The following is a 14,756-nucleotide window of genomic DNA, read 5'->3' on the forward strand; positions in this document are numbered from 1 at the left end:
AAGATAGCGTCTTTATATTTTTCATCGAACGTTTGATTTTTTATGCAGAAATGAGACGGGTTTCCTATACTGGTAACAGCCTTCCGCTCTTAGTTCATTCTATAGAGTAACCTGCCTTTCGGCAAGTCAAAGTCAATCAGAGAAAAGTGGGGATTATGACATGCAGACTTTGCTGCTTTGGTTGTTTTATATTTCATCTTTTTATGCGTTTATTCCCGGACTCATCACCCGTATTTTCGGGTTCCGTGTTTTCCGGAAAGGCAGCGGTGAGCATGAATATGCCCTGACCTTTGATGACGGGCCTGACGCGGTGTATACGCCCAAGCTGCTGGACTTATTGAAGCGGTATGATGCAAAGGCGACCTTTTTCGTCGTTGGAACGCATGCCGAGAACAATCCGGAGCTCGTAAAACGAATGCATGACGAAGGTCATCTTATCGGCATTCATAATTACATTCACAAGTCGAACTGGCTGATGCGGCCGGCGACCGTAACCAAGCAAATTATGAAGACGGATAAGATTATTCACTCCATCACCGGAGAGCGTACATCGTATTACCGTCCGCCATGGGGAATCGTCAATCTCTTCGATTTGAAGAAGCGCGGCGGCAAGTTTAAAATTGTGCTCTGGTCCGCCATGTTTGGGGATTGGAGAGAAAGAATCGGTGCTGACCGGTTAACGGAGCGGATTCTGAGTAAGCTTCAGCCGGGAGAGGTACTTCTTCTTCATGATTGCGGCACGACGGCAGGTGCGAATCCCGATGCTCCGCAGCAGATGTTGATTGCTCTGGAACGTGTGCTGCAAGAAGCAGAACAACGCGGACTGAAGAGTATCCGGGTTGACGAAATGATTAAGGCCAAGGAAAATGCTCCTGAAAAGAAGCTTTCCCGCGGCAAACTTGCTGTCGTCAAGCTATGGCTGATTTGGGAAACGATTTTTCACAAAGTGTTCCGGCTTAAAACGGTCAATCCTCAGAATCCCTTTCTCCATTACCGGCTGCGAAAATACAGTGGTCAGACCGTTGAGCTGGATGATGGGGAGCTGCTTCAAAAGGGCGATAAAGTCGTAGAACTGCATTTTGATAATGAGAAGCTTTTCCGCTTTGGAATCAGGTCGCGCTCGACGGTGCATTTGGCTATACAAATGATTCGCTCGATGGAGAAGGAGCTGCCGGTATTGGCCCATCAAGTGATGGGGATTGCAGGTGCGAAAAATGCCAAAGCTCTTTATGGTGTCACCATGGTAAATCGCGGACCACAGCAGTTCGGATTTCAGGTTCTTGATTTGAAGGACGGGCTTTTTGCAAGATCATCACAGCTCTATTTGAAATTTTTATTAAGCGTCATTCATCCGTCTGGACAATCTCGTCTTAAGGAACATACACAACGGTTGATTCCTAAAATGATCTTAATGCCTATTAGTGTCTTAATGGAACGGTATGCTGAAAATGGATCCCACCGCCCTCATCATGAAATGAAACGCGAAAGAGGGAATCAACCGGAACAAACTGCTGATAATAATGACCTCAGCTTGAGCGCCTCGGCACAAGGACTGGAAAGTTCCACACCCGCCATCTAATTTATTTATACGATAAGAGCTCCGTAAGCCAAATGCTTGCGGAGCTCTTTTATATGTATTCCCTTAAACTGCATTTTCTATTTTATAGAAATTAATACTTGCATTCCCACTAATAATAGAATAATATTGGTTCATAGGAACATTTGTTCTGATATGGTGAGGAGGGGATCTTCCGATGTTTAAGAAGCTGGAATGCGTATGTATTCATACAAAGGATATCGATAAATCTTTGGCATTCTATACCATCATGGGGCTGAAAGAGAATTGGAGAATTGAACGAGTTCTGGATAGTGGGTTTATATGGACGCTGGTCGGATTGGTATTCCCAGAGCTTAACAGTTCTGAACTCGTTCTCAGCAATCACCCTCAGAATCAGTCTACCGAAATTGAAATCCTTGTTGATGATGTGCAGGAAACATACAACGAATTGAGCAAGCATGAAGAGATCGAGTGGATTGGCTTGCCTTTTGAGACGGAATCAGGGCATGTCGCTATTATGCAAGCTCCCGATGGAAATGTGTTTGTTTTAGTTGGAAAATAATCTTAACGATCACTGAAATAGGGTCATTCGAATGTAGTCAACTGCGAATGTCTTTGTAATCAGTTTTATATCAAGAGGTGCTCCTAAAGTGGATTTATCTACGGATCGGCGGCATCTTTTTTATATGCAGACATGAAGAAGGGGAGTACCACCGTTCTGAGATACCGGTAGTACTCCCCTTTCTATGAGAAGATATTATATTAGATCTTTAAGACGCCGCCTTGGCTTGCGTTGGTGACAAGCTTGGAATAACGGGCGAGATAGCCTGTTTTTACTTTCGGCTCAAAGTCCTTCCACTCGTTGGTACGGCGGGAAGCCATTTCTTCTTCGCTCACCAGCAGTTCGATCTTCCGGTTGTTCAGGTCAAGCTCGATGATGTCTCCGTCATGAACGAAAGCGATCGGTCCGCCTTCGGCAGCTTCCGGAGAAATATGGCCGATGCTGATGCCGCGGGATGCGCCGGAGAAACGTCCGTCGGTAATCAAACCGACTTTGGCGCCGAGTCCCATGCCCACGATCTGGGAAGTTGGAGCCAGCATTTCCGGCATGCCCGGTCCGCCCTTAGGACCTTCATAACGGATAACAACGACCATGCCTTCCTTGACTTTGCCGTTCGCGATGCCTTCGAGAGCTTGCTCCTGGGAGTCGAAGCAGATGGCTGGACCTTTATGGTAGCCACCAACCGAGGCATCAACAGCACCGACTTTAATGATCGAACCTTCCGGAGCCAGGTTGCCGTACAATACGGCCAGACCACCGCGCTCGGAGTAAGGCTGATCGATTGGATGAATGACATTCTTATCTTGAATTTCGCAGCCGGCCACGTTCTCAGCGATCGTTTTGCCGGTTACGGTCATGCAATCGCCAAACAATGCATCCGGTTTTTTGAGAAGCTCGTGCAGCACGGCGCTTACGCCGCCCGCAATATGAACGTCTTCGATGAAGTAATCGGAAGCAGGTGCCAGCTTCGAAATATGAGGTACGCGGTTTGCGACTTCGTTAATCCGCTCCAGCGGATAGTCGATGCCTGCTTCCTGTGCAAGTGCCAGGGTATGCAGTACGGTGTTGGTGGATCCGCCCATGGCCATATCCAGTGCGAAAGCATTGTCGATCGATTCGCGGGTGACAATGTCACGTGGTTTGAGATCCATTTTCACGAGTTCCATCAGCTGGCGCGCCGATTGCTTAACGAATTCTTTACGCTCTTCAGCGACGGCGAGGATGGTTCCGTTACCCGGCATCGCGAGGCCAAGAGCTTCTGCCAGACAGTTCATGGAATTGGCCGTAAACATGCCGGAGCAGGAACCGCAGGTCGGACAACCGTATTGTTCGAGTTCCATCAGCTCATCGTCCGTGATTTTGCCAACCTGGTGAGCGCCGACGCCTTCAAATACTGATGTCAGGGAAAGTTTGCGACCTTTGCTGTCTACGCCAGCTTTCATCGGTCCACCGCTGACAAAAATAGTCGGAATGTTAACGCGCAGCGCGCCCATCAGCATGCCTGGTGTAATTTTGTCGCAGTTTGGAATGCAGACCATGCCGTCAAACCAGTGAGCGGAAACGACGGTTTCCAGGGAATCCGCAATAATCTCGCGGCTTGGAAGGGAGTAGCGCATACCGATATGGCCCATTGCAATGCCATCATCAACGCCGATGGTGTTGAATTCGAAAGGAACACCGCCAGCTTCGCGGATCGCTTCCTTCACGATCTTGCCGAATTCCTGCAGATGCACATGCCCAGGAACGATGTCGATATAGGAGTTACACACCGCGATAAACGGTTTGCCGAAATCCTCTTCTTTTACGCCGGCTGCACGCAGCAGACTGCGGTGCGGAGCGCGGTCGAAGCCTTTTTTGATCATGTCTGAACGCATTTTATTAGCTGCCATGATGTCTCTTCCCCCTATTTAGTGAATGTATAAACCCATCTCGCTTTAGCGCGGTTACCGAAAGAAGTGCCCGAATAAACGATTTTAAATGAGTCTATCACAAAATGAGAGGTTTTTCTAGCGACGAATAAAGGCTTGAGAGCTGTCAGGAGCTGTTAATAGCAAGAAAAAAGGCATTCCCAATCCTCATACGGATGGAAGATGCCTTTTTTCAGCCGTTGTTATACTTCACGCAAGCTTATATTAGTTTTTTCCGCCTTTGCGGCCGATTTCTTTATAGAAATCCTTGTCATGGGAATCGGAAGTAGCTTCTCCGCCTTTGCGGCCGATTTCCTGATAAAAATCTTTATCATGGGATTTGGAAGTTGCGTCTCCGCCTTTTTTACCGATTTCCTGATAGAAGTCTTTGTCATGGTTCTTAGCGGTTGCTTCTCCACCCATACGTCCAGCTTCTTCTCTGCTCATTTTACCGTTATTATTACGTGCCATTACAAATCACTCCTTGGTAGTCGTTTTTTGTTATTGTTGCGCGCATCATTTACTTACCACCTTCTAAATGGAGTGAAACAATTAATTTATGCAATCATTGGTAAATAACTTGCTTGTATCCTTGAACTGTTTTGCCATGCACTTAGTCATCATTTTTATCAAAATGCTGTTTTCTTGATATGAAGCAATAACTTTTACAGCGGTCTGCCCAAAGCGAAACGCTCCAGTCGAATAATCCACGTCACCGGCGGCTCAATCACTGGATGTGCTAGTTTTCGCACGACAGGCTGGGCGAGAGCGATGGTCAGCAAAATGGCCCCGGCGATGAGCAGAAGTGCTGCCGCTGGATGGTGGATGTAGCTATACAACCCCGACTTGGCGGCCAAGCGGATGATAAAGCCGTGGAGGAGGAATACATACAATGTACGGCGTCCCAGATCGGTCAATTGGCTCTCCCGGAAAGGTACCCAAGCCAGAAATGCAGCACCCGATATCAATTGGAGGCCGTAAAGGGCGATCCGGTACAATCCGGCGTACCATTCCTGATGTCCGAGCTGAAGGTAGGTCATGCTGCCAAAGAGCCAGCCTTCCGGCATATGCAGTCCCCACAGGGCGATAATGATGAAGAGAAGGGCCGATGCAGCAGCAGCGATTCTCTTTTTTTGCTTGGTGAAAAATTGCACAAGGGTCGGAAACGAAAAATGATAGCCAATGACAAAGAAGGGAAGGTATACAAATGTCCGGCTAAAGCTCAGCCAAGCTCCGTCCAACTGGATATAGCCGACCAGTACGCCCAAAATCAGCGAGAGAGTAATCTGTGCTGCCGGGCTTAATTTATGCATCCCTAAGGTCAGCAGGCGCCATCCTACATGACTCGCGAGAAACCAGAGCAGCAGGTAAGGGGCAAAAAACGAATGATGAATGTTCTGTAATTGAAAGACCGTAAGATCCAGAAACGAGTACAGGCTTTGAAAAATGATATACTGCAGGCCGATTTGCAGCAGTGTATTGCGTCCCCTGGCGCCCCTGAGTCCGCCTTTGGCAAAGTACCCGGTCACGAATACAAACAGCGGCATATGAAAAGTGAATATCCACAAATATAGCGCATGTATACCGTCCATTTGACGAATGAGCGGCTCGATGGCGTTTCCTATAAAAACGGTCAGGATCAATACGAACCGTAGATTCAAAAAGTAGGTTTCTCCCTGTTTGGCTAATGTCTTCTCCATGATGATTCCCTCCATTTTCTTTCACTTTAAAAATACTACGCTTTGAAAGGAGGTATTGTGATTTTAATCACAAGAGAAAACGCTAACATTCAATCTAAGTGTGTCAAAGCGATGAAATTGTTACATATTGACAACAAAACCTCATCCGCTGACAATAGGTACAGACTTTAAAAACGGAGAGGGGACTATTATGCAGCAGGACACAGCACTTTTGGCACCTGAACTGGTTACTTTCGGCGAAAGCATGGGATTGTTTACGGCACAAGACTCCCGGGGATTGGAGTATGCTTCTACTCTGAACAAGTCATTTGGCGGGGCAGAAAGCAATGTGGCTATTGGAGTTGCCCGGTTAGGACATCGCGCAGGCTGGTTCGGTGCGCTTGGCAGCGATCCGATCGGGACGATGATATATAAAGCGATACGTGGCGAAGGCGTTGATGTGTCGCGTGCTGTTCTGAGCAGCGAGGCTCCGACAGGCCTGATGATCCGTGAAAACACAGCAGGAAAGTCTTCGGTATATTATTACCGTAAAGCTTCGGCTGCAAGTCAAATGAAGGCAGAGAATCTGGACGCTTCATATATTCAGGGCTCGAAAATACTTCACGTGACGGGAATTACAGCAGCCATTAGTCCTTCGGCTTTAGCTTGTGTGGAAAGAGCCATGGATATTGCGCGAAGCGCCGGAGTCAAAGTCAGCTTTGATCCCAACTTGCGGCTCAAGCTGTGGACGCTGGAAGAAGCGCGCAGCGTTCTCTTGCGATTAGCTGAGAAAGCAGATTACTTCCTGCCGGGGCTGGATGAATTGAAGCTTCTTTACGATGTGGAAGAGGATGAGGCTGTTTTTGCCGAGCTGTCCCGTCTGAATGCAGTTTCCATTATTAAGGGCGGACCGGAGTTGACCTATGTATTGGAGCATGGTACCCTGACGGAAGTTCCTTATTTTAAAGCGGATCAGGTGTTGGACACTGTCGGGGCGGGCGATGGCTTCTGTGCGGGCTTCATTGCCGGACTGCTTAAGGGACAAACAACGGTGGAAGCCGTGCGCCTTGGCAACCTGATGGGCTCCATGGTCATTCAAGCCGTGGGAGATTGGGAAGCGCTACCAACCTGGGAGCAGGTGGAAGCAAAGCTTGAGCGTAAGACGCATATTGAAAGATAATTTGGTTCTGCAAGATTTTAAGATGTTACATAATTCAATGGGTATTATTGTGAAATTCCTGACATATTCAGCCATCGCTGCAATCGATAGACATCCCGGCGGGATTTCCATATAATGAGTGAAAAGGAGCGTTTGATTGTGAAAAAACTCCAGGTATTACAGAAGATTATCGATAACGGCGTTGTGGCTGTGCTGCGGGGCGATTCTGCGGATCAGGTTTTCGCCATGGCGGAAGCGGCCATTGCCGGTGGAATTAAAGTTATTGAAGTGACATTGACAGTACCAGGCGCACTCCAGGCGATTGAGAAGCTGAGCCGCTTGTACAGCTGGAAAACCAGTGATCCCGAAAAATTTGCTGTGATTGGAGCAGGCACCGTGCTGGAGCCTCAGACTGCACGTGCTGCAATGATGGCGGGTGCCGAGTTTGTGGTAGGGCCTTCGCTCAATCCAGAAACGGTTAAAATATGCAATCTGTACCGCATACCAATTATGCCTGGCGTCATGACCATAGCCGAAGTCCAGCATGCGCTGGAGCTTGGGGTCGATATTGTTAAGCTGTTCCCGGGTAATTTGTATGAACCGGGAATTATCAAGACAATGAAGGGTCCTATGCCGCAGGCTAACTTTATGCCGACAGGCGGAGTTTCGCTTTCCAATCTGAAAGATTGGATCCATGGCGGGGCTGTAGCCGTTGGGATCGGATCGGATTTAACAAACGACGCGATAAAGACTGGAAATATGGAACTGGTGCGTGATAAAGCTCAGCAATATATGCAAGCTTACCGTGACGCCAAACAGTAGAGATCGTTAAACGTGAAAAAAGCCCTCGAGGGCAATGCGGCAGCTCGGCCGTGTCAAAGCGGCTTATGAAGTCAGCCTGCCGTCCCCATGGGAGGCAGGCTGATCATGTATCCATTACTTTATCGAAATCGAAAAAAATTAGAAAGCAAGGGCATGGAACCCGATCATATGTGGAGGTGCACAGAAAGTGCAGAAGATTGAAACATTAGCCTCTTGGATTGAACAGAGTGATAATATCGTCTTTTTTGGCGGAGCGGGTTCCTCTACAGAGAGTGGCATTCCCGATTTCCGCTCCGCCGCAGGCTTGTACCAAACCGAGCAGCATTCTCCTTATCCACCCGAGCTTATGCTCAGCCGCTCTTTTTTCGTCAAAATGCCCGAAATCTTTTTTGATTTTTACCGCAGCAAAATGCTTCATCCGGACGCCCAGCCGAACGGCTGCCACCGGCTTTTGGCTAAGCTGGAGGAACAGGGGAAGCTGAAGGCCGTGGTGACGCAAAATATCGATGGACTGCATCAAAAGGCAGGCAGTAAAGAGGTTCTTGAGCTGCATGGCTCGGTGCACCGTAATTATTGTATGGGCTGCAGACGCTTTTTCGGACTGGAGCAGGTGATGGCCAGCAAGCATCTGGTACCGCGTTGCCCATTTTGCCAAGGAATCGTGAAACCGGATGTGGTTCTTTATGAGGAAGCACTTGATCAGCAGGTGCTCATCAGCTCCATGGATGCGATCACGAATGCGGATCTGCTCATCGTCGGAGGGACGTCATTGACGGTTCATCCAGCAGCAGAGCTTGTTTCTTATTATGAAGGGCCGCGTTCGGTGCTGCTCAATATGGACCCGACGCCTTATGATCAGAGGGCCAACCTGTTGATCAATGATAAAATTGGTGAAGTTATGGATCAGGTTAGTCGAATTCTCGGCATCTGATGGTATCAAACGCGGTTCAACGAGCCTTGTAATCGGTTTCTTGTCAAAGCAGGCGCAAAAGAGATATGATATTTTCTAAGTAATGGCACCTTATCATAGAAAGGCGGATTGCAATGGTATATACACCTAGCGAAGCACGGTATGAAGAGATGGTTTATAACCGCTGCGGCCGGTCGGGACTCAAGCTTCCGGCCATATCTCTTGGCCTTTGGCATAATTTCGGCGGAGTGGATACGTTTGAGAATGCCCGCAATATGGTCACGCGAGCGTTTGATCTGGGCATTACCCATTTTGATTTGGCGAATAATTATGGCCCGCCTCCCGGCTCCGCCGAGGAAACCTTCGGAAGAATTCTCAAGCAGGACTTGAAGGGCTATCGGGATGAGCTGATCATCTCCTCCAAAGCCGGATATTATATGTGGCCGGGACCTTATGGCGAGTGGGGCTCCCGTAAAAATCTGATTTCCAGCCTTGATCAAAGCCTGAAACGGTTGGATCTGGATTATGTTGATATTTTCTATTCCCATCGATTCGATCCGAACACGCCGCTTGAGGAAACCATGATGGCACTGGATCATATCGTGCGTTCCGGCAAGGCGTTATATGTCGGCATTTCTAACTATACGGCCGAGAAGACGGCGGAAGCCATATCGATACTAAAATCTTTAGGGACCCCGCTGCTTATTCACCAGCCTAGCTACTCGATGCTCAACCGCTGGATTGAGAACGGCCTGCAGGACGTGCTTGATGAGAACGGTGTGGGCAGCATTGCTTTCACACCTCTTCAACAAGGACTGCTCACCAATAAATATTTGAATGGCGTTCCGGAGGATTCCCGGGCTGCGAGTTCATCCGTATTTTTAAACGTCAATGATATTACACCTGAGGTTCAACGTAAAATACGCGCATTGAACCAGCTTGCGGCGGCCCGCGGTCAAAGTCTGGCGCAGCTTGCACTGGCTTGGGCGCTTCGCGGAGGCAAAGTCACTTCTGCCTTGATTGGCGCCAGCCGTGTCAGCCAGATTGAAGATAACGTCGCCGCCCTGAAAAATCTCGAGTTTAGCAGCGAAGAGCTGGACCGTATCGAGGCGATTTTGAAAACGGAAAGCGAGTCATAAATATCCTGCTCATGACCCAGCCCGCATGCTCCTGATGGAGTATGCGGGCTTATTTTGTGAATGGAATGAAATTGCGGGTTAATAGAGACAGTCATGCAGGGAGGAGGGGGAGGTTGCGACGAGTGTACGATAATGGCTCGGAGCATGGCCGCACAGCCGCTTAAACTGACGCGAAAAGTATAAGGCATCGGTGAGCCCGACTGAGGCTGCGACCTGTTCAATCGAGAGCTCCGGCCTTTCTCTGAGCAGTTGGCGCGACTTGTCGATCCGGAGCTTTAGGAGATACGTAACAGGAGACATGCCGGTCTCTTTTTTGAATATCCGGGATAGGTACGCGCGGTTGTAGCCGAGGCTTTCACACATTTGTTCAATCGATACGGGATGCGCATATTGAGCGGACATATAGTGGATCATTTGCTTAACGGTCCTCTGCACCTGAGATTCGGTTCCTGTCAGACGGATTTCGCTGGTCAGAATCTCCCTGGCTTCGGAAAAAATAAGATAGAGATAACCAAGTGCAGCCATGTCAGCACTTTCCTTTTTACTGTAAAAGACATCGGCTATCCGTTTGATTGATGAGGGGATAAGGCTGCCGCTGCTTGTGAAAAGAACGGATTGCCCGCCGGAGAAGCCGGCTGAGTCTGCAAGCGCCTGGGCCTCGCTCCCGGAAAAAGCAGTCCAGCGGTAGCGCCAGGGATCATTTGCATCCGAAGCGTAGCTGACAAGCCGGCCTGGATGAATGAGGAAACAGCTTCCTTCTCCCAGCTCATAGGTATGATGTTCAGAGCGAAACATCCCCCTACCGCTTTCCACGTAGTGAAGCAGATAGTAGTCATATATTTTTGGTCCGACGATATGCAGCGGCTTGGTCTGGCTTTCGCCGGCAAACAGCACATGCAGAGGGCTTTTATCATGATAAACCGGATTGGATGCCACGCTGTAGCTTTCCTGAACTGCCATAAAAAAGACTCCTTTTTTATTAAGGTGGGTAATGATAGATGAAGGATATTGCTATTATAATCTTTGAGGTCACATATATCCATATAGAACAAACATAATTGCATTACGAAAGGCAGCGCTTTTTTCTATAATAAAGTCAGGAAGTAACCATAAGGAAAGGATGGTGCATCACAAATGAAAACAGAATTACTTAAAAAGCAGTTTATCGAAAAGTACGGAGACAGCAAGCATGACGTGGAGGTATTTTTTGCTCCGGGCCGTGTGAATTTGATCGGGGAGCATATCGATTATAACGGAGGTTATGTCCTTCCCGCAGCCCTTGAATTCGGAACGACATTGCTGGCGCGCCGGCGTGATGATGAAAAGATCCACCTCGCAACAACCAATTTTCCATATGAAAAGGAATTCAGCCTGAAGGAGCTGGGCAAGGAAAAAACCGGTGAATGGGTAGATTATGCGGTTGGCGTGATGGTAGAAAATAAAAAATCCGGCTGTCCGGTCACGACAGGCTATGACCTGCTCTATCATGGAGAGATCCCCAATGGCGCAGGCCTATCTTCCTCAGCTTCCATTGAAGTGGTGACGGCATTTGCACTGCAAACGATGGAGGGCTGTGACACAGACACGGTAAAAATTTCGCTGCTTTCGCAGCGGGCAGAAAATCAATATGTTGGCGTGAACTGCGGCATTATGGATCAGTTTGCCGTAGCTAACGGCAAGCAGGATCATGCGATTTTGCTGATGTGCGATACGCTTGAATATACGCATGTACCATTCCGTACGGGTGCTTATAAAATTGTTATCGGCAATACCAACAAACGCAGAGGCCTGGTGGATTCGGCTTACAATGAGCGCAGACAGCAGTGTGAAGCGGCCTTGGAGATTCTGAAGAAGGATATTCATGCACTCAAATATTTGGCACAGCTGAAACCGGATCAGTATGAAACACTGCAGGATCATATTCTGGATGAAACGGTCAGACGGCGGGCGAAGCATGTCGTTGAGGAAAACCAACGGGTGCTCGATTCTGTGGAAGCTTTGAAAAATAATGATCTGGATCAATTCGGCAAGCTGATGAACGAATCGCATGAATCATTGCGTTATTTATACGAGGTGAGCTGTGAAGAGCTTGATGCCATGGTTGAAGAAGCGCAGCGCATTCCCGGAACACTTGGAGCCCGTATGACAGGAGCAGGCTTTGGGGGTTGCACAGTTTCTCTCGTGCATGAGGATTCGGTAGAGCAGTTCGTGCAGCAAGTAGGCCAAGCCTACCAGGAGCGTACAGGACTCAAGGCTGAATTCTATGTTTGTGGAACCGGCGACGGCGTAAAAGAGCTGAAGGAGGACAAATAAGATGGCTATATTGGTGACAGGCGGAGCGGGATATATCGGCTCCCACACGGTAGCGGCTTTATTGGAACGCGGCGAAGAGGTTGTTGTACTCGATTATCTGCAAACGGGGCATCGGAATGCGCTGCTGGGCGGCAAGCTCTATGAAGGTGATCTGAGAGACAAGGAGCTGCTGGCGAAGCTTTTCAGCGAAAATAATATTGATGCTGTTATCCACTTTGCTGCCAATTCACTTGTCGGGGAGAGCATGCAGAAACCGGTGAAATATTACGACAACAACGTATACGGTACACTATGCCTGCTGGAAGCAATGGATGCTGCGAATGTGCGTAACATCGTATTTTCCTCCACAGCGGCGACGTACGGCGAGCCGGAACGCGTACCGATTATGGAAAACGACCGCACACAGCCGACCAACGTATATGGGGAAACCAAGCTCATGATGGAACGGATGATGTCCTGGTTTGATCAAGTACTTGGTATCAAATATGTGGCTCTGCGATATTTCAATGCGGCGGGTGCGCATGACGGCGGAAAAATTGGTGAGGATCACCGCCCGGAAAGCCATTTGATTCCGCTCGTGCTGCAAACGGCACTGAAGCAGCGGGAAAGTATTGCGGTGTTTGGCGACGATTATCCGACGGAGGACGGAACCTGCGTTCGTGACTACATTCATGTGAGCGATTTGGCCGACGCCCATCTCCGTGCCGTTGATTATCTGCGCAAAGGAGAAAGCAGCAATGTATTCAACCTCGGAATCGGCGAAGGGTTCTCGGTGAAGGATGTCATCGAAACGGCGAAGAAGGTGACGGGTTTAGATATTCCTGTGGTCATGCAAGCACGGCGTGCCGGTGATCCGGCAGTGCTGGTCGCATCTTCTCAAAAAGCCAGGGAAGTGCTCGGCTGGAACCCGTCCCGCGAAAAACTGGAAGACATCATTCAAAGCGCATGGAGCTGGCATCAGAGCCATCCGCAAGGCTACGGAGAAGAGTAAGGGGGAAGAGCATTGAACGCATCTGAAGCAACCAGAACAACACCGCAGCATGAAGCCCTTAAAGCAATCGATCTGCTCGTAAGCTTCGCGCTGGAACGGAGACTAATCGAACCACTGGATGAAGATTACAGCCGCAATCTCCTGCTCGAGCTGTTTGGTTTCAGCGAGCCCTTTATGGGAGATGAGGCATTGGAGCGTCTGGAAGGGCCGCAGCCCGCACTGGATGTATTGATTGATTACGGTTTCGGTATCGGCCTCATTCCGGAGAACACGGACACGTACCGCGATCTGCTGGATGCCAAAATTATGGGCAATCTTATGGCACGGCCTTCCGAGGTGATCCGGGAGTTCGAAAGATTGGAAGCAGCTCAGGGCATCGAGGCAGCAACGGAACGCTTTTACCAGCTATCGATTGATTCCAACTACATCCGTATGGATCGGGTTAACAAAAACGTGTATTGGGAGCATGAATCGGAATACGGTACTATCGAAATGACGATTAATTTATCCAAGCCGGAAAAAAGTCCGAAGGAAATCGCCATGGCGAAGCTGCTGCCGCCACCGGTGTATCCTAAATGCCAGCTATGCCGCGAAAACGTCGGATATGCAGGACGGGTAAACCATCCCGCACGGCAGAATCTTCGTGCAATTCCGCTTGCGCTGAACGGAGAACCGTGGTTATTTCAGTACTCGCCTTATGTGTATTATAACGAGCACTGCATTGTGTTCCATCATAATCATGTGCCGATGAAGCTCACCAAAGACAGTCTGAGGCGGCTCCTGGCATTTGTGAACCTGTATCCGCATTACTTTATCGGCTCGAACGCCGATCTTCCGATCGTGGGCGGATCCATCCTGACCCATGACCATTTTCAAGGGGGGCGGCATACGTTCCCGATTCAAAATGCGCCGAAGGAAGCGGTATTCACTCATTCGGACTACTCGGGTGTGTCGGTGAGTATCGTGAAATGGCCGATGTCCGTACTCCGTCTGACCGGACAAGACAGCGGCGTCCTGCTCGAGCTGGCGGATATGATTTATGAATCGTGGAAGCAGTACAGTGATCCGGAAGTTGATATCCTGGCATTCAGCGAAGAGAATGGGGAAAAGATACCACATAACACGGTAACCCCGATCGTGCATCGAACACCGGATGGTAGCTATGAAATGGATCTGGTGCTCCGGAACAACCGTACCAGTGAGGAGTATCCCGCAGGTATTTTCCATCCGCATGAAGAGATGCATCATATTAAAAAGGAAAATATCGGCCTGATCGAAGTGATGGGACTCGCAATTTTGCCCGGAAGGCTGAAAGAGGAGCTGGATCTTACTTCTGATATTCTTGCAGGTGACAGCGATCTGTACGATGCTATGATGGACCAGAAGGATCATGCCTTGAAGCTGCATCAGCCTTGGATTGAACAGCTCATTGCAAAGTTTGGCACGGAACGCAGCAAGGAAGAAGCATGGAAGCTCGTCCAGTCCGAAGTTGGCAGCATTTTTGTTGAAATACTCGGTCATGCAGGTGTTTATAAGAGAACCCAGGCGGGCAAGGAAGCGTTCCACCGATTTGTTTCGCATATTGGATGTGTTCAGGCTCATTAATTTCCTTTTAATTGCATAGCTGTCAAGGCATTAATCATACAAACCGTTCATTTCCGTGTATTCGGATAAGGGCGGTTTGTTTCTTGTCCGCACTGAGGGTTATAATAAATG

At 48.9% G+C, this 14,756-nt stretch carries 12 protein-coding genes and 1 pseudogene; 9 read left to right on the forward strand and 4 right to left on the reverse strand.

Features of this window, described 5'->3' with window-relative positions; translation table 11 throughout:
- The first annotated feature begins 160 nt into the window (after positions 1–160).
- Both KJS65_RS00450 and KJS65_RS00455 read left to right on the forward strand, forming a co-directional pair.
- Positions 161–1,579, forward strand: coding sequence for a polysaccharide deacetylase family protein (locus tag KJS65_RS00450; protein ID WP_213648102.1), 1,419 nt, complete (start codon positions 161–163; stop codon positions 1,577–1,579).
- Between the two features lie 175 nt (positions 1,580–1,754).
- A complete protein-coding gene (locus tag KJS65_RS00455; RefSeq protein WP_136606690.1) occupies positions 1,755–2,120 on the forward strand; it encodes a VOC family protein in 366 nt (121 codons plus the stop codon).
- A gap of 200 nt (positions 2,121–2,320) precedes the next feature.
- Here the strand turns inward: KJS65_RS00455 and ilvD are convergent, their stop codons facing one another.
- The 3 genes and pseudogenes from ilvD to KJS65_RS00470 form a co-directional block, all read right to left on the reverse strand.
- Positions 2,321–4,009, reverse strand: coding sequence for a dihydroxy-acid dehydratase (ilvD, locus tag KJS65_RS00460; protein ID WP_213648103.1), 1,689 nt, complete (start codon positions 4,007–4,009; stop codon positions 2,321–2,323).
- A gap of 249 nt (positions 4,010–4,258) precedes the next feature.
- Positions 4,259–4,498, reverse strand: a pseudogene (locus tag KJS65_RS00465) (KGG domain-containing protein); the annotation flags it as partial.
- 194 nt (positions 4,499–4,692) lie between these two features.
- Positions 4,693–5,727, reverse strand: a complete 1,035-nt coding sequence (locus KJS65_RS00470) for an acyltransferase family protein (RefSeq protein ID WP_213648104.1) — start codon at positions 5,725–5,727, stop codon at positions 4,693–4,695.
- Between the two features lie 190 nt (positions 5,728–5,917).
- On the opposite strand from KJS65_RS00470, the gene KJS65_RS00475 reads away from it, so the two are divergent.
- The 4 genes from KJS65_RS00475 (at position 5,918) to mgrA (ending at position 9,736) form a co-directional block, all read left to right on the forward strand.
- Positions 5,918–6,886: a sugar kinase gene (locus KJS65_RS00475; protein ID WP_213648105.1), complete on the forward strand. Its 969-nt coding sequence runs from the start codon at positions 5,918–5,920 to the stop codon at positions 6,884–6,886.
- A gap of 138 nt (positions 6,887–7,024) precedes the next feature.
- Positions 7,025–7,687, forward strand: coding sequence for a bifunctional 2-keto-4-hydroxyglutarate aldolase/2-keto-3-deoxy-6-phosphogluconate aldolase (locus tag KJS65_RS00480; protein ID WP_213648106.1), 663 nt, complete (start codon positions 7,025–7,027; stop codon positions 7,685–7,687).
- A gap of 187 nt (positions 7,688–7,874) precedes the next feature.
- The gene (locus KJS65_RS00485) at positions 7,875–8,618 is read left to right on the forward strand and encodes an NAD-dependent protein deacylase (RefSeq protein ID WP_213648107.1); all 744 of its coding nucleotides are present in this window, start codon (positions 7,875–7,877) and stop codon (positions 8,616–8,618) included.
- 113 nt (positions 8,619–8,731) lie between these two features.
- Complete coding sequence (gene mgrA, locus KJS65_RS00490; protein WP_213648108.1) at positions 8,732–9,736, forward strand: L-glyceraldehyde 3-phosphate reductase; 1,005 nt, start codon at positions 8,732–8,734, stop codon at positions 9,734–9,736.
- A gap of 78 nt (positions 9,737–9,814) precedes the next feature.
- On the opposite strand, the gene KJS65_RS00495 is transcribed toward mgrA, so the two are convergent.
- On the reverse strand, positions 9,815–10,696 hold the full coding sequence (locus tag KJS65_RS00495; protein ID WP_213648109.1) for an AraC family transcriptional regulator: 882 nt from the start codon (positions 10,694–10,696) through the stop codon (positions 9,815–9,817).
- 174 nt (positions 10,697–10,870) lie between these two features.
- Between KJS65_RS00495 and KJS65_RS00500 the strand changes: the two genes are divergently transcribed.
- The 3 genes from KJS65_RS00500 to KJS65_RS00510 are packed head-to-tail and all read left to right on the forward strand — an operon-like array spanning position 10,871 to position 14,645.
- Positions 10,871–12,049, forward strand: a complete 1,179-nt coding sequence (locus tag KJS65_RS00500) for a galactokinase (protein ID WP_213648110.1) — start codon at positions 10,871–10,873, stop codon at positions 12,047–12,049.
- Position 12,050: 1 nt separating this feature from the next.
- Complete coding sequence (gene galE, locus KJS65_RS00505; RefSeq protein ID WP_213648111.1) at positions 12,051–13,040, forward strand: UDP-glucose 4-epimerase GalE; 990 nt, start codon at positions 12,051–12,053, stop codon at positions 13,038–13,040.
- 12 nt (positions 13,041–13,052) lie between these two features.
- Positions 13,053–14,645: a UDP-glucose--hexose-1-phosphate uridylyltransferase gene (locus KJS65_RS00510; RefSeq protein ID WP_213648112.1), complete on the forward strand. Its 1,593-nt coding sequence runs from the start codon at positions 13,053–13,055 to the stop codon at positions 14,643–14,645.
- The last annotated feature ends 111 nt before the right edge of the window (positions 14,646–14,756 follow it).

Origin of the sequence: Paenibacillus sp. J23TS9 (genome assembly GCF_018403225.1) — a bacterium.
GTDB lineage: Bacteria > Bacillota > Bacilli > Paenibacillales > Paenibacillaceae > Paenibacillus_AQ.

Coding starts and splice junctions, on each gene's coding strand:
- KJS65_RS00450 (WP_213648102.1), top strand. CDS start 161: ATGCAGACTTTGCTGCTTTGGTTGTTTTATATTTCATCTTTTTATGCG.
- KJS65_RS00455 (WP_136606690.1), top strand. CDS start 1,755: ATGTTTAAGAAGCTGGAATGCGTATGTATTCATACAAAGGATATCGAT.
- ilvD (WP_213648103.1), bottom strand. CDS start 4,009: ATGGCAGCTAATAAAATGCGTTCAGACATGATCAAAAAAGGCTTCGAC.
- KJS65_RS00470 (WP_213648104.1), bottom strand. CDS start 5,727: ATGGAGAAGACATTAGCCAAACAGGGAGAAACCTACTTTTTGAATCTA.
- KJS65_RS00475 (WP_213648105.1), top strand. CDS start 5,918: ATGCAGCAGGACACAGCACTTTTGGCACCTGAACTGGTTACTTTCGGC.
- mgrA (WP_213648108.1), top strand. CDS start 8,732: ATGGTATATACACCTAGCGAAGCACGGTATGAAGAGATGGTTTATAAC.
- KJS65_RS00495 (WP_213648109.1), bottom strand. CDS start 10,696: ATGGCAGTTCAGGAAAGCTACAGCGTGGCATCCAATCCGGTTTATCAT.
- KJS65_RS00500 (WP_213648110.1), top strand. CDS start 10,871: ATGAAAACAGAATTACTTAAAAAGCAGTTTATCGAAAAGTACGGAGAC.
- galE (WP_213648111.1), top strand. CDS start 12,051: ATGGCTATATTGGTGACAGGCGGAGCGGGATATATCGGCTCCCACACG.